Source organism: Blastococcus sp. Marseille-P5729, from assembly GCF_900292035.1.
In the GTDB taxonomy this organism is placed as follows: Bacteria; Actinomycetota; Actinomycetes; order Mycobacteriales; family Antricoccaceae; genus Cumulibacter.
In genome coordinates, this window is sequence record NZ_OMPO01000003.1 from 87,299 (window position 1) to 105,434 (window position 18,136).

An 18,136-nucleotide genomic window follows, 5' to 3' on the forward strand; every position below is an offset into this window, starting at 1 on the left:
GCTGGAGCCAGAAGCGACGCGCCGGCTCGCGATCGTCGTCCCGCCAGCGGCTCACCAGCGGTTCCAGTGGGTGACCTCGTCGGGCTCAGGCCGCAGCGCGGGCTGGAAGCTCGTGCCCTTGGTGAACGCGACCGGCGTCATGCACGCTACGGTGACCGAGTCCATCGGCATCGCGAGCGCCTCGTGCAGCCGCTGCTCCTCGTTGAGCGCGACCGTCGTCCAGCAGGTGCCCAGCCCGCGCAGCCGCGCCGCGAGCATGAACGACCAGATGCCCGGCATCGCGCTTGACAGCAGCGAGGTCTTCGCGATCGGCGGCCCGGACTCCGCCCGCCCGAGTCCACACCCGAGCACGATCGCCGGCGCGCGGTGGTAGTTCTCTGCCAGATAGTCGGCCGAGGACGCCGTACGCCGCTGGGAGTCGTCGCGCTCCGGAGTGTCCTTGGTGACCGCGCCGACGTAGGTCGGCGTCGTCCGGTACAGCTCGTAGCCGTCGCGGTAGATCGCCGCCAGCTCGTCCTTGACCTCGGGATCGGTAACGACGACGAACCGTAGCGTCCAGCGGTTCGAGCCAGACGGCGCCTGCAGAGCGTCGCGGATGCAGTCGGTGATGAGCCGATCGGGCACCGGCCGGTCGAAGTCCAGGCGCTTGCGGACGCTGCGCGTAGTGGTCAGCAGCTCATGCGCGGTCAGCGGCAGCAGGTCGCGTTGATCGGCATTCATGGGCCCTCCTCAGCTGGCAGCGTGCCCCGATCCTAGAGGCGCCGGTGCTAGCGATGCACTAACGGAATCCGCCCGCCAGCTGGCATCCGGGCCTCAGATCTGCAGATCGAGTACCGACTCCAGACCCGGGCGGACCACCTCGATCGGCAGGTGCCCGGTCGAGACCAGCAGTGCCAGACCGTGCACTGTTCCCCAGAGCGCCGAAGCGGTGGCCTCGACCTGCTGATCGCTCGCCGCCGGCAGCGCCGCGCTGACGGCGTCCCGCAGCAGCTTGTCGTTGGCTTCGATGAACGGCGCGGTGACCGGGTTGGGCTCACGAGGGTCGCAGATCTCGGGGTCGAAGATCGCATCGAACTGCCCGGGATGCTCGACCGCGAACTGCACGTAGGCCTGCCCGGCGCCCAGCAGGCGCTCCCGCGGTGCGGTCACGGCATCGCGCGCGGCCATCATCGCGTCGAACAGATCGCGCAGGCTGCGGGCTGCCACCGCCTTGAGCAGCCCCTGACGATCGCCGAAATGGTGATACGGCGCGTTGTGGCTGACCCCGGCCTTGCGCGCCACCTCACGCAGGCTCAGGCTCGACGCGCTCTTCTCGCCGAGCAGAGCGATCGCGGCCCGCTCGAGGGTGGCCGCGAGGTCGCCGTGGTGATACGCCTTCGCGTCAGATCTTGACACGCGCAACATCCTACGTCATAGTTGACAGCGTCAAGATAGTTGACAGCGTCAAGATCGCTAATTGCCAAGGAGCACTTCATGCCCGCCACTCTCGTCATCGACGGCCACCCGAACCCCGACAGCCTCTGCGCCGCCCTCGCCCAGTCGTACGCCGACGGCAACCCAGGAGCCCGCCTGCTCGCGCTACGCGAGCTCGACTTCGACATCCACATGCGCCACGGCTACACGCGGCCGATGCCGATCGAGCCCGACCTCGCCGACGCTCGGCAGGCGATCCGCGACGCGAAGCACCTCGTCGTGGTCACGCCGGTCTGGTGGCGCTCGGTGCCCGCCCTGCTCAAGGGGTTCCTCGACCGCGCGCTGCTGCCCAAGGAGGACTACCGCTACACGGCCCACGGCCTGCCAGTGGGGCTGCTGAAGGGCCGCAGCGCACGTATATTGATCACCGCCGATACCCCGGTCGCGCTGCAGCGGTTGATGCCGGACACCCGGTTGGCCTCGCTCACGAAGGGCACCATCGCGTTCTGCGGTTTCAAGCCGGTGACCGTCGACCGCTTCGCCGCGGTGAACAAGTCCACCCCCGAGAAGCGCGCGAAGTGGCTCGAGCAGGCCAAGCGGTACGGCGAGCAGGACGCCGTCCGAGTCGGTGCCGCTCGCGCCCTGAGCAGCGCTACGGCCTGAGGACGAACCCGACTGTGTCGCCGTCGTTGCCGCCGGGATCAGTGACCACGGCGCAGCCGTCGCCGAACGGCACGGGCTCGTCCTGCCCGCGCATGGCGGCCTCGGCGCGGACGTCACCGGTGTGTGGATCGATGGTCTGCACCCGGACCGGCCGGGACGACGCGAGCGGATGCCGTGCGCCGGTGAAGGTCATGACCAGGGTCTGATCGGACAGCCAGTAGCCGAACCGTCGATCGTCGGAATCGTAGTCATGGCTCCACAGGACCTCGCCGGACGGCGTTCGGGCGGTCAGGGCTCCCCGCGCGTCGTCGACGATGACTCCGCCGTCGGCGTCCGTGTAACCGAAGGTCCCGCCGAGGAACTCGATGTCGGTCCAGTCCTCGTCGCCGGGCTTGGCGGTGACCCAGTCGGCCTGCTCACCGAGCCCGGTGTTGGCGAACACCCGCTGACCCACGACCCGCCACTCGCTGTACCCTTCGGGCAGCGGGGGAGTCTGGCCCACCAGTTCGCCGTTGCGTAGCTGTACGACGACGCTGCCAGAGGGTGCCAGGGTGGCCAGCCACACTGATTCCTGCCCCACCAGGATGTAGCGCCGCGCCCCGTCCCCGTGCATCGGGGGCACGCCGGCACCGAGCGGCTGGCCGGACTGCAGGTCCAGCTGGTAGGTCGCCGTCTCGTCGCGGATGTACCAGGTGCGTGGCAGCGGAGCCTGGGTGAAGATGGAGCCAGGGCTGTCGTCGACCCGCCCCGCCGTAGCGACCGTTCCCACCTCGGACTGGGGCGGAACCGTCGTGGTCTGCCAGAGCTGGTTTCCGGTGTCCCGGTCGAGCCCGAACAGCTGCCAATCCTGTCCGCTCGCGTAGGACGGCAGCACCAGTAGGACGACGTCGCCGTCCGCGGCCTCTGCTCGGCCATCTGCCTGCCACAGCGCGGTCCCGTCGATGTCGTACGCCGTCGTCGAGTCGTCGATGCTGTCGACCAGGAAGAAGGTCTCGCCATCGGCCGCGATCACTAGCCGATCATCTCTGCTGCGCTCGAACTCACCCAGCACTTCGCCAGTCTCGGCGACGATGATCTGATCGGGGCGGTGGCCGGCGTTGAAGGTGAAGACGAGGTGGCCGTGCTCGGCGTTGTCGATCACCCGGGCGCCGTTCGCCAGCGGGCCCTCTTCGTGCCAGGGAGCATCGTCGACTGTCGTCGGCTTGGTCAGCAGGGCGGGCACGAGCACGACGCCGAGGACGAGAGTGCCGACCAGCAGAGCCGCTACCATCGAATGCTGTCGATTATTTTGGACGTCGGTCGAGTCGTCCCTGCGGTCGAAGACCAGGTGGTAAGTCGCGACCGCCACGGTGACGATGAGGACGCCGACGAGCAGCCAGATCCACGGGCTGGCGACGCGGCCCCACACCGCTATGACCACGAGGGTGGCGCCGACCACGGCCAGCAGCCGGGAGATGTGGGCCTTGTCGACGAGAGGCATGAGGTCTCCGACGCGGATCAGACGAGAGGAGTTTCATCGGCGGGCCGGGCACCGGTCGTGCTGCGCGCAGCGCCCCCGCCGATGCTCAACCACTCGCGCAGCGGCGTACCCGCCTCGTGCATCCGGGCGAACCTCTCGCGATAGGCGGGCTGGACGTCGTCCACGCCGACGATGCTCACCGGGCACCCCAGCAGCGCGCCGATCCGGTCGTCGATGTCGGTGCCGGCCTGCGGCAGCGGGTGGCAGGAGCGCACCAGCACCACCAGGTCGGCACCGGGCTCGTCCGCGGGCGGGACTACGCGCGGGTCTGGATCACTGCTCGCTTCCGCGATCAGGGCGCGCACCTCCCCGGCGTGCGCGACCGCGGCCTCGCGCACCGAGGTGCGCAGTACGCCGTCCACTCCGAGCCCTCGGGCGAGCGCATCGACCTGGGCCCGGCCGATCTCGTCGACCTGCGTGTCGAGGATCCGCAGCGCCTCGATGACCGCCGTCCTCGCCTGTGCCTCCATGACCGCGATCCTCGCACGTCGCGAGCGGTCCGGGCCCGCCAGTAGCCTGACCGCGGACGGCCGGACCGATAGCCTGTGCCCGGGTCTCATCAGCACTGAGGGGAGCACGGCATGGGGTACCGCGAGCTGACCGGCTACACGGTCGAGGTGGTCGGGCCGGGTGAGGCGGTCGCGCGGATGACCGTCACGGATGATCACCTCAACCGCGGAGGCGTCATGCACGGCGGAGCGATCGCGACGATGTGCGACAGCGCGATGGGCCATGCCGTCGTCAGCGGTGCGGGCCCCGGAAAGACCAGCGCGACTGCGTCGATGAACATGGTCTACTTCGCCTCCGCCGTCCCGGGAGACCATCTGACGGTCCGGGCGAAGGTGATCAAGGCGGGCCGTACGACCGTGTTCGCCGAGGCCGACGTCACGCGGGACGGCGACGGGCGGGCGCTCGCCCAGGGCGTCGCCACCTTCGTGGTGCGCGACCGCCGGAGCTGATCTCGGGTCAGGCCAGCCGGTAGCGGCCGTCGTGCTCGCGGACGACGGCGCCCTTCTCGGCCAGTTCGTCGAGGTGCAGTTGGGTCATCTTCTGCTCGGTCGGTGCGGCGTACGGCGGAAGCTTGCCGGGCCGGTAGACCACGCCCTTGCCGACCAGGTCGGCGGCGGTCGCGGGCTGCTGCAGCAGCGACAGCACCCGCTGTTCGCGCTCGTCCATCACCGCCGCGAATGCCTGCAGCATCGCGGAGAACTCGGCGCGGTCGCGTACCTCGCGCTTGTGGTGGTACGTCGAGTAGACGGCCGCGTCGATCCCGCTCGCCCGATCCAGCGACGTCCGCATGTCGGCAAGTGATGCGCTCGCGTCGCCGTAGAACGGGCCGAAGCTCGATAGATCGACGTCCGCGGTGAACAGCACGCCATCTGGCTCGATCAGGAAGCCGCAGTGCCCCGCGGTGTGCCCGGGCAGGTGCACCGGCGTGACGGTGACGCCGCCGAGGTCGATCGGCTGCATGTCCAGCGCGGTCGCCTGGGTGACGGGGCCGTGCCGGTACTGCTCCTCGAGTTGCTTGCGGAACTCCGGGGAGTCGTAGCCGCCCTCGCCGAAGAAGGCATCGACGTCACGGACGGCGTCGAGGTCGGCCGGGTGCACGCGGACGTCGAGGTCGGGGCGCTGTGACAGCCCGCAGGTGTGGTCCTCGTGGAAATGGCTCAGCGCGACGATGTCGACGTCCGGGATCGGGACACTCAGCGCCGAGTCGATCAGCATCCGGCCCGAGGATCCTTCGACCAGCAGCGGGTTGCCCCACGGGTACTTGCCGCGCTCGTCGCCGCAGAGCATGGTCGTGTGCTGGCCAAGGCTGATCGTGTCGGTCATGCGCTCGACCCTATGCAAACGACGAGGCCCGCGTCACCGGCCGTCCTCAGCCCTCGAGCTCGTCGACCGGACCGGACGGCTTGCGCACCACGGAGATGCCGCCCATGATCGCCGCTCCCTGAACGATGATCACCGGTGCGTCGCTTGCCGGCTGGGCCGGCTGACCACCCCACTTGCGGCCGTCCTCGAAGGCACCCATCACCCCGATGCCCTTCACGCGCACGATGACGTCGTCCGGCACGACGATGTCGATACCGCCCATGATGGCGACCGCCGTGATGACCACCTCGTGCGAGCCGAGGTTGGCGTAGCGCAGGTCGATGTCACCGCCGCCCATGACGGCGACCGCCGTGAATCGCGACGGTATGGTCCACACGCCCTTGCGGTCGAAGCCACCCCAAATCGCGAACGCGCCGGCGCTGTCGCCACCCCCGGTCACCCGCTCGTTCGCCGTCGGGTGCCGCTCCGCAGCGGCGCGCTGCGCGGCCTGGGGAGTCCCGACGGCGGGGACCAGGTCGTTGGTGAGCGGCTCGAGGTCGGAGACGTACTTGGCTGCCCAGACCGCCGCCGTACGCTCGTCGAACTCGTCGAGAGTGAGCTGACCTCTACCGAGCGCGTCGTGCAGGATCGTCGCCGCGGTACGCCGGTCCAGATCGCTGGCACGCAGTGAGACAGCACCGGTGCCTGGCGGGCTGGCGGGTGACTGGCTGCCGGACGGTTCGTTGGCCGACGGCTGGGTCGTCGGGGCCAGGTCGCGGCCGGGCTCGTCACGCTTGGGCGTAGGCAGCTCGTGCTCCGGATCGCTCATGACTCCACCCTATGGCGCTCCGTCGCGGCGATCCAGGCCGTCTGTCATCGCCCGCAGGGACCCCGCTGGGCCGGAGGCGCCACCCACCCCCCTATTAGCCAGACAGCGTCTCCGACCCGGGGCTCGACGATGCTCACCAGAGCCGTAGCGATCGTGGGCTACAGGGCCTAGGTTTCACCGTCGCGCGATTCGAGGGTATTGCGAAAAGCCCTCAGAGCGCCAGGGTCGGGCTCAGGGCGTGGCCCAGTCGAGGAGACGATCGAGCGGCCAGGTGTTCACGATTCGGTCGGGCGGGATGCCGAGCCGCTCGGCACGCAGCGCGCCGTAAGCCTTCAGCTCAAGCTGACCCGGCGCGTGTGCGTCGGAATCGATCGAGAACAGGCAACCCATCTGCAGCGCCATGTCGATCAGCTCGTCGGGTGGGTCCTGGCGCTCCAGCCGCGAGTTGATCTCAACGGCGACGTCATTCGCATGGCACGCGGCGAAGACCGCCTCCGCGTCGAAGCTGGACGCGGGACGAGTTCCCCGGCTGCCCTGCACCATCCGGCCCGTGCAGTGCCCGAGCACGTTCACCCGCGGGTTCTCCACCGCCCGCACCATCCGCCGGGTCATCGGCCGCGAGTCCATCCGCAGCCTGGAGTGGACGCTCGCGACGACGACGTCCAGCTTGGCCAGCATGCCCGGGACCTGATCGAGCTTTCCATCGTCGAGGATGTCGACCTCGATTCCCTTCAGCAGCCTGAAGTCCGGTGCGACGAGCGCATTGATCGCGTCGATCATCCTCAACTGCTGGGTGAGGCGGGCGGCGCTGAGGCCGTTCGCGATCCGCAGCCGAGGCGAGTGGTCAGTGAGGACGGCGTACTCGTGGTCGAGCTCGATCGCGGTCATCGCCATCTCCTGGATGGGCGAGCCGCCGTCCGACCAGTCGCTGTGCATGTGCAGGTCGCCGCGCAGCAGCCCCGTGTAGGGGCTCTCGGTGAGCGGGCCGGCGTCCGTCTGCAGGTCAGCCAAGTAGCTCGGGAGCTCGCCGCGCACCGCCTGGCTGATCAGCGCGTCCGTGGTCTTGCCGATCCCTTCGAGCTCCTGGAGGGTCCCAGCCGCGGCGCGCTGCTCCAGCTCGCCGGGATCCAGCCCGATGATCACCTTCAGCGCCGAACGAAAGGCCTCGATGCGATAGGTGCTCTCCATCGCGCGCTCGAGCAGGAAGGCAGTGCGGCGCAGCGCCTGCTCGGCGGTGACGGGCGCCTCCAGCGGCGGCAGCGGTGACAGCACCCCGCCAGTCTCCCCGATTTTGGAACGTATCCACCGCTCAGCGAAGGATTCGTTCCAAAATCGGGGAGACAATGGAGGCATGATCGCTCGCTTCATCGCCACCGCCCTCGCCACGGCGCTCGCGGCATGGCTGATCCCCGGCATCACCCTCGACGGCACGACCGACACCCAGGAGATCCTGACTCTCGCTGCCGTCGCGGTCATCATCGGCCTGGTCAACACCTTCGTGAAGCCGGTCGTGACCGTGCTGACCGGCTGTCTGGTGCTGCTTACCCTCGGTCTGTTCCTGCTGGTGATCAACGCGCTGATGCTGATGCTGACGTCGTGGATCTCGGGGAAGGTCGGGCTGGGGTTCCACGTCGACGGGTTCTGGCCGGCCTTCTGGGGTGGCTTGGTCATCAGCCTGGTGAGCAGCGCGATCTACGGGATCATCGGCCGCGACAAGGATGACAAGCGTCGCGAGGCCCGCCGCTAACCCCGTAGGCCGGAGCAGGCTGGTCAGGGACCGGGGAGCCGTGGCAGGCTGCCTACATGACATCGCCGTCAACTCCGGATGAGGTCGACTTCCACTTCGACCCCATGTGTCCGTTCGCCTACCAGACCTCGGTCTGGATCCGCGAGGTACGCCGCATTAGCGGCCTGCGGATCAACTGGAAACTGTTCAGTCTCGAGGAGGTCAACCTTCGCGAGGACCAGAAGCACCCGTGGGAGCGGGAGTGGTCCTACGGGTGGTCGCTGATGCGGATCGCCGCCTGGCTGCGTCGCCACGACGAGCACCTGATCGACGCCTGGTACGAGCGGATCGGGCACGAGCTGCACCGGGACGGCGGGCAACCGCACGTCCCGCAGAACGCTCGCCGCCTGCTGGAAGAGATCAGCGCCCCGCCGGAGGCCTTCGACAGTGCGCTCGCAGACCCGACCACGCACGACGAGATCAAGGCCGACCACCAGCGAGTCGTCGACGCGGGAGGGTTCGGCGTCCCGACGCTGTTCTTCCCCAGCGGCCAGGTGCTGTTCGGTCCGGTGCTCATCGATCCCCCGATGGGCGAGGAGGCGGTCAGGCTCTGGGAGCACACCACCGGCTGGCTGCGGTTTCCCCAGCTGTATGAAATCCAGCGTCCCAAGGGTCCGGACGACGAGCGCGCGATCCGGCAGACCCTCGAGCCCTACCTGCGGCCGGGACTGGATCAGCATCAACCGAGGCGAAGAGATCACCTTCGAGGAGTCCGAATGACCAACGACCGAGATCAGATCGTCGAGGCGTACGACGAGCAGTTCGCCGCCCTCGGTGCGCTCATGGACGATCTCAGCGACGAGGCGTACGACGAGGACAGCGTCCTGCCCGGCTGGCGGATCACCGACGTACTCGCGCACTGCATCGGCACTGAGTACCTGCTGCTCGGCGAGCAGGCACCCGAGCTGCCCGGCGAGGCAGGCGAGCACGTGCACAACAAGATCGGCGCACTCAACGAGCAATGGGTCCAGATGATGGCCGGCGACTCCCCCGCGAAGATGCGCGAGCGGCTCGCCGACGTCCGCGAGCGGCGGATGGCGACCATGAACGACCAGACGCAGGCGGACTTCGATGCCGAGTCCTGGACGCCGGTGGGCAAGGGGACCCTCGGCGACTTCATGCGGATTCGCGTCTACGACCTGTGGCTGCACGAGCTCGACATCCGAGACAGCATCGGCTCGCCCGGCCATGAGGGCGGCAAGGCCGCCGAGGTCGCGTTCAGCGAGGTCGAGCGGGCACTGGGCTACATGATCGGCAAGCGGGCGCAGGCACCGGACGGGTCCCGGGTGCGTCTCGAGCTCACTGGCCAGGTGCCGCGCACCTACGGCATTACGGTCGAGGGCGGCCGGGCGTCGGTGTCGGACGACGTCGACGAGCCGACGGTGAGCCTGCAGATGACCAGCACCGACTTCGCCCGGCTGACCGGTAACCGCGGTGACACCGAGAAGGTCGCCGAACGGGCGGACGTCGCCGGAGACGAGGAGCTCGGACGCCGAATCGCCCGCAGTCTCGGCTACACCATGTGACCCGGCCGCCGGACCGGAATCAACGACGAACAGGAGATCCCAGACGTGTATGGGAAGCAGCACGCGGAGGCCACCCCCGACAAGGTCGCTGTCATCATGGCGGCGACCGGCAAGACCTACACCTACCGCGAGTACGAGGAGCGGGCCAACCAGGCTGCGCAGCTGTTCCGCCAGCTGGGGCTGCAGACCGGTGACACGGTCGCGCTGGTGCTGAGCAACACCGACACCTATCTGTTCTGCAAAGGTGGCGCCGAGCGCGCCGGGCTCCGGTATGTCTGCATCAACACCCACCTGCAGGCCGACGAGCTGCAGTACATCGTGGCCGACTCGGACGCCGCCGTCGTCGTCACCGACCACACGGCGCTCGACGCGATCCGTGAGTTGCCCGAGCGATGCCTTGGCGTCCGGCACTGGCTCGCGGTCGGCGGCGATCCGAAGAATCAGTTCGACGGCTTCGACGAGCTCGTCACCGGGCAGCCGACCAAGCCGATCGCCGACGAGCGGCTGGGTGGGGGCATGCTCTACAGCTCGGGCACCACAGGGCGCCCGAAGGGGATCATCCGGCCCATCCCGGACGCCGACCCCACCGACAACCTGCCGGTCTACGAGTTCACGAACGCGATCTTCCGGCTCACGCCGGACATGATCTACCTCAGCACTGCGCCGCTCTACCACTCGGCGCCGCACAGCGCGCTGCTCGGGGCGATCCGGCTGGGTGCGACCTGCGTGGTCATGGAGAAGTTTGATGCGGAGGAGTTCCTCGCGCTCGTCGAGCAACACGGCGTGACGACTACGCAGGTCGTGCCCACGATGCTCAACCGCATCATGCGCCTGCCGCGAGAGGTCCGCGAGAAGTACGACATCTCGTCGCTCACGACGATCGTGCACGGCGCCGCGCCGATGCCGCCGCAGCTCAAGCGCCAGATCATCGACGAGTGGGGACCGGTGCTGTACGAGTACTACGGCGCCACGGAGGGGCACGGATTCTGCCGGTGCGACTCGCAGGAGTGGCTCGAGCGTCCCGGCACGGTCGGCAAGGCAATCCTCGGCGAGCTGGTGATTCTCGATCCCGAGGGCAACGAGCTACCGGCCCTGCCGGAGGGCACTATCTGGTTCCGTGGGGCGGTGAACTTCAGCTATAAAGGCGATCCAGAGCGGACGGCGGAGCAGCAGTCGGCCGATGGGAGCATGGCCACCGTCGATGATGTCGGTTACGTCGACGAGGACGGCTACCTGTTCCTCACCGACCGCAAGTCGCACATGATCATCTCCGGAGGGGTCAACATCTACCCACAGGAGATCGAGGACCTGCTCAGCATGCACCCCGCGGTGCAGGACGTTGCGGTCATCGGCGTCCCCGACCCGGACTTCGGCGAGCAGGTGAAGGCGGTGGTGATCCGGTCGTCGTCCGACCAGTCGGACGACGACCTGGAGCGCGAACTGATCGAGCACAGCCGCGAGCACCTCGCGCACTTCAAGGCCCCGCGCTCGATCGACTTCGTCGAGCAGCTGCCGCGGACGCCGACCGGCAAGCTGCAGAAGAAGCTGCTGCGCAGCCAATACGCCTGACCCCCGCCGTCACCCTTCACGCTCGTCGAGCGAGCGCCACCTCACCCTTCACGGTCGTCGAGCGGGCCCGCCGTCACCGTTCACGGTCGTCGAGCGGGTCCGCCGTCACCCTCCACGGTCGTCGAGCGAGCGACGAAGGAGCGACGCCGAGACGCGGTGAGGCGGCGGTGTCCTTCCCCGGTCGTCGAGCGAGCGACGAAGGAGCGACGCCGAGACGCGGTGAGGCGGCGGTGTCCTTCCCCGGTCGTCGAGCGAGCGACGAAGGAGCGACGCCGAGACGCGGTGAGGCGGCGGGGTCCTTCCCCGGTCGTCGAGCGAGCGACGAAGGAGCGACGCCGAGACGAGGTGAGAAGAAGATCAGGCCCGGTACGCGTCTGCGTACCGGGCCCGACCGCCGAGGAAGCATCTGACAGCTCATCGGCTTCCGCCGAGCATCCCCATGCCGGCGGTGGACTCGTCAGGCGACGATGAGGCCGTTGGTGGCCGTGCGCGCCTTGTCGAAGCGCTGGGCCACATCGGCCCAGTTGACGACATTCCAGAACGCCTTGGCGTAATCGGCCTTGACGTTCTTGTACTGCAGGTAGAACGCGTGCTCCCACATGTCGAGCATCAGCACCGGAGTGACGCCGACCGGGCAGTTGGCCTGCTGATCGTAGAGCTGGACGATGATCAGCTGTTGGCCGATCGAGTCCCACGCGAGGATCGCCCAGCCCGAGCCCTGGATCGTTGTCGCAGTGGCCTCGAAGTGGCCCTGCATCTTCTCGAACGAGCCGAAGTGCTCGTCGATGGCAGCAGCGAGCTCGCCGTCCGGCCGGTCGCCGCCTTCGGGGCTCATGTTCTGCCAGAAGACGGAGTGGTTGGTGTGCCCGCCGAGGTTGAACGCGAGGTTCTTCTCCAGCATCGGTACGGTCGCGAAGTCCTCCGACTCGCGGGCCGCGGCCAGCTTCTCCAGCGCCGCGTTGGCGTCATCGACGTACTTCTGGTGGTGCTTGCTGTGGTGCAACTGCATGATCTCGCCGCTGATGTGCGGCTCGAGGGCTCCGTAGTCGTACGGAAGGTCGGGAAGCGAGTACTTCGCCATGGGGTGAGCAGCTCCTTAGCTATCGGTTCTGCGTGCTCACCCCATTCTGCCTTATTGCAAACAACTTGCAATAAGTTCCGCGCGAGGCCGACCTCCCCGTTGCGTTGCGCCCTCCCGCCCCGCGCCACCCGTTGTTGTGTGCCGCTTTCGGGCAATGACGCCCGAAACTGTCACACAACAACGGGTGCCGACGTCCGGTGGTCAGCGCTTCCGCCGGGTGAAGGCGAGGGCGAATTCGTTGCGGGTGTCGTCGATCGCCTCCCGCTCGTGCAGATTGCGCCACTTGTTGTGCAGCCGCTTCTGCTGGGCGATGACGTGCCGGCTGCTCTGCGACGTGTAGCCAAGCAGCTCCATGGCGACCGCGTCTGGGTCGTCGGCGACCCGGTTGAGAAAGCCGCGCTGCATCATCACCTCGGCGTCGTACCGCTCGCCGGTGAGCACGATCTCGGTGGCGAGGGTCCAGCCCATCACCCGGTGCAGGTTGACCGTCTCCAGCACCGACGGGATGTCGATGCGCACCTCGGGCATCTGGAAGAAAGTGCCTGGCGCGGCGACCCGGAACTCGGCGGCAGCCGCGACCTCCAGCATGCCGCCGACGACGTACCTGCGCATGGACGCCGCGACCGGGAGCGGACAGTCCTTCACCGCCTGGCAGACCTCACCGAGCCGCGAGATGATCTCGTACGCGCGCCCCGGATCCTCGGTCTCGAACAGCGAGGTGTCCATGCCCGCCGAGAATCCGGCGTCCTCGCAGCCGCGCAGCAGCACGCCTCGCGCCGACGCATCCGCACCGGCCGCCTCGAAGGCCTCGCACAGCTCGCCGAGCATGTCCCAGCTGAGTGCGTTGGCACGTCGCGGGTTGTTGATGGTGATCACGTGGACGTCGCCGTCCTTGGCGGTAGTGATGCTCATGAGTCTCCTCGGTCCAGGGCGGCGCGATGATCACGCGCTGCCTGTTGAATGGTCTGTACGACGAACCGCGCGGTCACCGCATGCCACAACGGCCAGCGCCGCAGCATCGCGTGTCCCTCCCCGGGGACCGCTCGCCAGGTCGCGTCGACGCCGCGGCCACGCAGGGATGCGACGTACTGCTCACTGAGGCGAGGGCTGGTGATGCGGTCGGCGAGCCCGTGCATGAGCAGGGCGCGCTGGCCGGGCCTGCCGTGGACGCCGTCCGCCTCGACCACCCACGGCGCCAGCGCGGCCACGCCGACCACTCCCGGATCCTCGATCAGGTTCAGCGCGACCCGCCCGCCCATCGAATGGCCGACCATGACGATCGGGACGCCGGGTCGCTCGGCGCGCACCCGCTCGAGCACGTCGCGGGTGCCGGCGAGTGGGGAGCGCTTGTCGCCGTTCCAGCCGAAGACCTCGTTCTTCACGCGTAGGACGCCGATGCGCCCTCGGCCGCGGCGGCGGATCGTCAGGGCGAACGGCAGCATCCGAAGCACCGGAAGACCGATCCACCGAAGCGTATGCTCGCCGTGCTCACCGCCGCCGTGCAGCAGCAGGGCGACGCCCTCGCAGTCCCTCGGGAGTCGGCCGCGCACCTGAGCAGTCATGCGCTCGAACCTACTCCGAGCCCGCGGGCGCCCGCGGTCCCACGGTCCTAGCCGGCCATGACAGGTGGCCTGTTGGTTGTCTGCGGCGAGTGCCACGATGAGCGGTATGACGACAGCATCGCCGGCGCGGCCCGCCGCCACGCAGGAGCAGAGCCCGTGGCCCGCGCTGTGGGCGCTGGTGATCGGGTTCTTCATGATCCTGGTTGACGCCACGATCGTCTCGGTCGCGACCGACTCGATCATGGTCGGGCTGCGCACCGACCTCAACAGCGTCGTGTGGGTGACCAGCGCCTATCTGCTGGCCTACGTCGTCCCGCTGCTGGTCACCGGCCGGCTCGGTGATCAGTTCGGTCCGAAGCGGATCTATCTCACCGGACTGATCGTCTTCACGGCGGCGTCTGCGCTGTGCGGCTTTGCCGGGACGATCGAGCTGCTGGTCTTCGCCCGCGTGCTGCAGGGACTCGGCGCGTCGATGATGACGCCGCAGACCATGGCGGTCATTACCCGCACCTTCCCGCCGGAACGGCGCGGTACGGCGATGGCCCTGTGGGGCTCGATCGCGGGCGTCGCGATGCTGGTCGGTCCGCTCGCGGGCGGCCTCCTGACCGGTTCGCTCGGCTGGGAGTGGATCTTCTTCATCAACGTCCCGGTGGGCATCATCGCGTTCATCGCCGCGTGGCGGCTGGTGCCGTCGTTGGAGACGAGGCGGCACCGTTTCGACGTCCCCGGCATCCTGCTGAACACGGTCGGGCTGTTCTGCCTCACCTTCGGCGTCCAGGAGGGGCAGAAGCACGACTGGGGGACTATCGCCGGGCCGATCAGCGTGTGGTCGCTGATCATCAGCGGTGTGCTGCTGCTCGCCGGCTTCCTTTGGTGGCAGTCGGCCAACAAACGCGAGCCGTTGATGAGCCTGGAACTGTTCAAGGACCGCAACTTCGGGCTGGCGAACATCGCGATCTTCACGATGGGCTTCGCGGTCACCGGCATGGGCATCCCGCTCATGCTGTACGCCCAGAAGACGATCGGCCTGAGCACGATGCGCTCCGCGATGCTGCTGATCCCGATGGCCTTCGCGTCGATGCTCATGGCGCCGATCGCGGGCATGCTCACCGATCGGATGCACCCCCGGCTGCTGGCAGGCTTCGGGTTCACCGGTCAGGCGGTCGGGCTGTGGTGGCTCGGGACCGTGATGGACGTCGACACCCCCGTCTGGCAGGTGCTGCTGCCGATCGGCCTGCTGGGTTTCAGCGGCTCGTTCGTCTGGGCGCCGCTGTCGGCGACTGCCACCCGCAACCTGCCGATGCACCTGGCGGGCGCGGGATCGGGTGTCTACAACATGACCCGACAGGTGGGCGCCGTCCTCGGCAGCGCGTCGGTCGGCGTGCTGATGCAGAACCGCATCTCCGCTCACTTCACTCCGGTGCTCGATCAGCTGGGCGCCCCGCCGGGCGCGGCGAGTGGGTCGTACGCCGAGGCGACCGGAGCGCTGCCCGAACCGCTGCTGGAGCCGTTCGCGCGGGCGATGGGCGAATCGCTGTATCTGCCGGCGGCGGTGCTGGTGCTCGGCTTCCTCGTCGTGATGTGCTTCGAGCGCCCGACGCACAGCGGCATGCGCGCGCGCCGCTCCGTCGCGCGTGCCCGCCGGCCCGAGCTGCATGCTGGCGCGCTCCGGCGGGATAGCGCACCGGCGAGCACCGCACGTCGTTGAGCGAGGCGTGCCTACAGCCAGTGCAGGTACTGGCCGTGCGGGCCGGTGCGAGCCAGTGGCTCGCCGTCCAACGACATTACGAAGGACGGCGGGCCGTCCCATTCCGGCACCTTCTCGCGGACCGAGGGCACGACGCGCGCGTCCTCGTTGGCGATCCACCGCACCGGCAGCTGCTTGACGGTCCGTTCGAAGGCCAGCCGATGCTCGCGGGTGAAGTACCCCAGGACGGCGGTGTGCATCACGACGACCGTGGTGTCCTCTGGTGCCCGCGCCACGAGACCCGGCAGCTCGGCGACGGCGTCGCCCTTGACCCGCACGATCGGCTCGCCGGCGGCGGCGCGTAGCGTGGCTGCTAGCCGTTCCTCACGATGGGTCTGCCCCGGCCAGACGAGCGAGCGAAGCCACCTCGCGTCGTCCGAATCAGCGGGGTCCAGCGGGTTGAGGTCGATGCCGGCCCGCCACGCGATCTGCGGGACGGCGCAGGGCAACCGCTGCGGACCGCGCAGCTCGCAGTCGAGGACGGTGACGTCGGTCGGCCCGGCCTCGATCACACGATCGCCGGAGCGCCAGCGGTAGCCGTACCGGTCGGGCAGCAGGCACAGGCCCGCGGACATGCCGACCTCGATCAGCGAGATCCGCTCGCCGAGCGCGGCGATCACCGGCGAGAGGACGGCGCAGCGTCCCGGCTCGTTGGTCTGCGTCTCGCGGGTCGTGGCGACTCGGTAGACATCGTCCCACCGGTCCTCCAGCCAGCCCAGCAGCCCGGCACCGGGCTCGAGCGGGCCGTCGAGATAGCGCAGCGCGCCGAGGAAGACATTGGGCTGACGCTTGCGACCTGGCAGGGTGTCCAGGCGCCGCTGGATCTCAGGTGTGCGCGCGATCCAGCGGCACAGCCGCTCCCAGATGGGCGAGGACGGCGCGGTCTCTTCCGCGAACCATTCGTAGAGGTCGGCGATCGAAGCGTCGGTGAAGAAGCGAGCACCCTGCATCCCGCCATCCTCCCCGATTCTGGAACGAACTCACCGCCACGTGAAGGATTCGTTCCACAATCGGGGAGGATTAGGCGTATGGCGAGGTTGTTGAACGATGACGACATCAGGGATGCCCTGACCCCGCAGCTGGCGATGGACGCCGTCCGCGGCGTGATCGCCGGGTTCGCGAAGGGTGAAGTAGCGGCGCCCGCTCGGGTCACCGCCGACCTGGCGGACGGCGTGATGACGTACACGACCGGTGCGACGCCGGAGGTCTACGGCTACCGCAGCTACGACAGCCTCGCCCCGGGCAAGGTCGACCAGATTGTCACCTGTCTCGACCGCGCGACCCGCCGGCTGAAGTACGTGCACGCCGGGAGCCTGGTCGGGATCGCCCGCACCGGGGCGATCGGGGGCGTGGCGGTCGACGCGCTCGCGGCACCGCAGGCCTCCACGCTCACGCTGATCGGGTCCGGGATCCAGGCGTACTGGCAGGCCTGGGCGATCCAGGCGATCCGGCCGCTGCGCAAGGTGCGGGTCTACTCGCCAACCCCGGACCATCGAGTTGCGTTCGCGCGCCGGCTCGCCGACCGCCTCGACCTCCCCGCCAAGGCGATGGCTGACCCGCACGAGGCGGTGGACGGCGCAGACATCGTCGTCCTCGCGACTACCGCGCGCGAACCGGTGATCGACACCGGGTGGCTGGCGGACGGCGCCCACGTCAGCTCGCTCGGCTCGAAGGTTCCCGGTTCTAGCGAGTACGACGACCGGCTGCTCGCCGAGTCCTTCATCACCACCGACTCGCTGGCCCAGCTCGAGGCGCTCGCGGGCAGCACCCAGGGTGCCGAGCACCTCGGTCATCACCTTCGCCAAGGCGCGGATCGCCTACACGGCAAGCGGTTCACCTTCTTTCAGTCCTGTGGGCTGGCCGGCACCGAGGTTGCGCTGCTCGACGCGCTCGGTCGGGCACTCGCATGAGTACCCGGTCGGAGCTGCATGACAGCTCGCTCCCGGGGGCGAGCGCGGCAGTACGAGTGGCGCTCAGTGCGGCGGCCGGACTGTTCGTGGGCGCGGCGGTCTGGCTGCTCGCCGAACCGCGGTTCGCGGTCGGAGCCGGCTGGGTCGCCGCGTGCCTGATCTGGCTGGTGTGGGCCTGGGTCACGCTACGTCCGATGAGCCCTTCCGAGACCCGCGCCCACGCAGTGCGGGAGGATCCCACTCGAGGAACGGCGGACGTCGTCCTGCTTCTGGCCTCGCTCTTCAGCCTGGGTGCGGTGGGCTATTACCTCGCCGAGGCCGCGAGCGCCACGGGCGCCGAACGCTGGGTGCTGACCGGCCTCGGGATGGCCACCATTGCCGCGTCCTGGTTCACCATCCACTCGACCTACACCTTGCGCTACGCGCGGCTGTACTACGGCGACCCCGAGGGCGGCATCGACTTCAACAGCGACGAGTCACCGGACTACCGCGACTTCCTCTACTTCAGCTTCAACCTCGGCATGACCTACCAGGTCTCTGACAACAACGTGGAGCACAAGGAGATCCGCCGCGTCGTCCTGCGGCACTGCCTGATGGCCTTCCTGTTCGGCGTGGTCATCCTCGGCGCCGCGATCAACATCATCGCGGGGCTGGGCGGCTAGACAGCAACGCCCGCATGAGCGGCGCCTCGCGGTAGATCTGACCGAGGTCCAGCTGCT

Annotated in this window: 19 protein-coding genes; 8 read left to right on the forward strand and 11 right to left on the reverse strand. The window is 68.7% G+C overall.

Annotation, left to right across the window (positions count from 1 at the left end; genetic code table 11):
- Nucleotides 1-51 precede the first annotated feature (51 nt).
- Nucleotides 52-720 carry a nitroreductase family protein gene (locus DAA40_RS13305; RefSeq protein WP_106850240.1) on the reverse strand — a complete coding sequence of 223 codons (669 nt, stop codon included), beginning with the start codon at nt 718-720 and terminating at the stop codon, nt 52-54.
- A 93-nt stretch (nt 721-813) separates the two neighbouring features.
- Nucleotides 814-1,395: a TetR/AcrR family transcriptional regulator gene (locus DAA40_RS13310; protein WP_199849778.1), complete on the reverse strand. Its 582-nt coding sequence runs from the start codon at nt 1,393-1,395 to the stop codon at nt 814-816.
- Nucleotides 1,396-1,473: 78 nt separating this feature from the next.
- On the opposite strand from DAA40_RS13310, the gene DAA40_RS13315 reads away from it, so the two are divergent.
- Complete coding sequence (locus tag DAA40_RS13315; protein ID WP_106850242.1) at nt 1,474-2,076, forward strand: NAD(P)H-dependent oxidoreductase; 603 nt, start codon at nt 1,474-1,476, stop codon at nt 2,074-2,076.
- Here the strand turns inward: DAA40_RS13315 and DAA40_RS13320 are convergent.
- Together DAA40_RS13320 and DAA40_RS13330 are read right to left on the reverse strand one after the other, a co-directional pair.
- On the reverse strand, nt 2,066-3,556 hold the full coding sequence (locus DAA40_RS13320; RefSeq protein ID WP_158716439.1) for a PQQ-binding-like beta-propeller repeat protein: 1,491 nt from the start codon (nt 3,554-3,556) through the stop codon (nt 2,066-2,068). The genes DAA40_RS13315 and DAA40_RS13320 overlap by 11 nt on opposite strands.
- 17 nt (nt 3,557-3,573) lie before the next feature.
- A complete protein-coding gene (locus DAA40_RS13330) occupies nt 3,574-4,065 on the reverse strand; it encodes a hypothetical protein (RefSeq protein WP_106850245.1) in 492 nt (163 codons plus the stop codon).
- A gap of 111 nt (nt 4,066-4,176) precedes the next feature.
- On the opposite strand from DAA40_RS13330, the gene DAA40_RS13335 reads away from it, so the two are divergent.
- Nucleotides 4,177-4,554: a PaaI family thioesterase gene (locus DAA40_RS13335; RefSeq protein ID WP_106850246.1), complete on the forward strand. Its 378-nt coding sequence runs from the start codon at nt 4,177-4,179 to the stop codon at nt 4,552-4,554.
- 7 nt (nt 4,555-4,561) lie between these two features.
- Here the strand turns inward: DAA40_RS13335 and DAA40_RS13340 are convergent, their stop codons facing one another.
- From DAA40_RS13340 to DAA40_RS13350, 3 genes are all read right to left on the reverse strand, one after another.
- Nucleotides 4,562-5,428 carry an MBL fold metallo-hydrolase gene (locus DAA40_RS13340; protein WP_106850247.1) on the reverse strand — a complete coding sequence of 289 codons (867 nt, stop codon included), beginning with the start codon at nt 5,426-5,428 and terminating at the stop codon, nt 4,562-4,564.
- A 46-nt stretch (nt 5,429-5,474) separates the two neighbouring features.
- A complete protein-coding gene (locus tag DAA40_RS13345; protein ID WP_199849779.1) occupies nt 5,475-6,236 on the reverse strand; it encodes a DUF1707 domain-containing protein in 762 nt (253 codons plus the stop codon).
- A 231-nt stretch (nt 6,237-6,467) separates the two neighbouring features.
- On the reverse strand, nt 6,468-7,508 hold the full coding sequence (locus DAA40_RS13350; protein ID WP_234356382.1) for a PHP domain-containing protein: 1,041 nt from the start codon (nt 7,506-7,508) through the stop codon (nt 6,468-6,470).
- A gap of 79 nt (nt 7,509-7,587) precedes the next feature.
- Here DAA40_RS13350 and DAA40_RS13355 point away from each other — a divergent pair, with 79 nt between their 5' ends.
- Genes DAA40_RS13355 through DAA40_RS13370 form a run of 3 tightly spaced genes read left to right on the forward strand, consistent with a single transcriptional unit; the run spans nt 7,588 to nt 11,117 of the window.
- Nucleotides 7,588-7,983: a phage holin family protein gene (locus DAA40_RS13355; RefSeq protein ID WP_106850249.1), complete on the forward strand. Its 396-nt coding sequence runs from the start codon at nt 7,588-7,590 to the stop codon at nt 7,981-7,983.
- A 56-nt stretch (nt 7,984-8,039) separates the two neighbouring features.
- A complete protein-coding gene (locus DAA40_RS16515; RefSeq protein WP_199849780.1) occupies nt 8,040-9,548 on the forward strand; it encodes a maleylpyruvate isomerase family mycothiol-dependent enzyme in 1,509 nt (502 codons plus the stop codon).
- Nucleotides 9,549-9,593: 45 nt separating this feature from the next.
- Entirely contained in the window at nt 9,594-11,117 is a 1,524-nt protein-coding gene (locus DAA40_RS13370; RefSeq protein ID WP_106850251.1) for an AMP-binding protein, read from the forward strand.
- Between the two features lie 457 nt (nt 11,118-11,574).
- On the opposite strand, the gene DAA40_RS13375 is transcribed toward DAA40_RS13370, so the two are convergent.
- From DAA40_RS13375 to DAA40_RS13385, 3 genes are all read right to left on the reverse strand, one after another.
- On the reverse strand, nt 11,575-12,198 hold the full coding sequence (locus tag DAA40_RS13375) for a superoxide dismutase (RefSeq protein WP_106850252.1): 624 nt from the start codon (nt 12,196-12,198) through the stop codon (nt 11,575-11,577).
- Between the two features lie 201 nt (nt 12,199-12,399).
- Nucleotides 12,400-13,110 carry an enoyl-CoA hydratase/isomerase family protein gene (locus tag DAA40_RS13380; RefSeq protein WP_106850253.1) on the reverse strand — a complete coding sequence of 237 codons (711 nt, stop codon included), beginning with the start codon at nt 13,108-13,110 and terminating at the stop codon, nt 12,400-12,402.
- The gene (locus DAA40_RS13385) at nt 13,107-13,760 is read right to left on the reverse strand and encodes an alpha/beta hydrolase (protein ID WP_158716440.1); all 654 of its coding nucleotides are present in this window, start codon (nt 13,758-13,760) and stop codon (nt 13,107-13,109) included. Before DAA40_RS13385 ends, DAA40_RS13380 begins: the two co-directional genes overlap by 4 nt.
- A gap of 106 nt (nt 13,761-13,866) precedes the next feature.
- Here DAA40_RS13385 and DAA40_RS13390 point away from each other — a divergent pair, with 106 nt between their 5' ends.
- Nucleotides 13,867-15,468: a DHA2 family efflux MFS transporter permease subunit gene (locus tag DAA40_RS13390; protein WP_106850254.1), complete on the forward strand. Its 1,602-nt coding sequence runs from the start codon at nt 13,867-13,869 to the stop codon at nt 15,466-15,468.
- A gap of 11 nt (nt 15,469-15,479) precedes the next feature.
- Here DAA40_RS13390 and DAA40_RS13395 read toward each other — a convergent pair whose 3' ends face one another.
- Complete coding sequence (locus DAA40_RS13395) at nt 15,480-16,457, reverse strand: DUF2332 domain-containing protein (RefSeq protein WP_106850255.1); 978 nt, start codon at nt 16,455-16,457, stop codon at nt 15,480-15,482.
- A 78-nt stretch (nt 16,458-16,535) separates the two neighbouring features.
- Between DAA40_RS13395 and DAA40_RS13400 the strand changes: the two genes are divergently transcribed.
- Nucleotides 16,536-17,417, forward strand: coding sequence for an ornithine cyclodeaminase family protein (locus tag DAA40_RS13400; RefSeq protein WP_106850256.1), 882 nt, complete (start codon nt 16,536-16,538; stop codon nt 17,415-17,417).
- A complete protein-coding gene (locus DAA40_RS13405) occupies nt 17,414-18,079 on the forward strand; it encodes a DUF1345 domain-containing protein (protein WP_106850257.1) in 666 nt (221 codons plus the stop codon). The genes DAA40_RS13400 and DAA40_RS13405 overlap by 4 nt, the downstream gene beginning before the upstream one ends.
- The last annotated feature ends 57 nt before the right edge of the window (nt 18,080-18,136 follow it).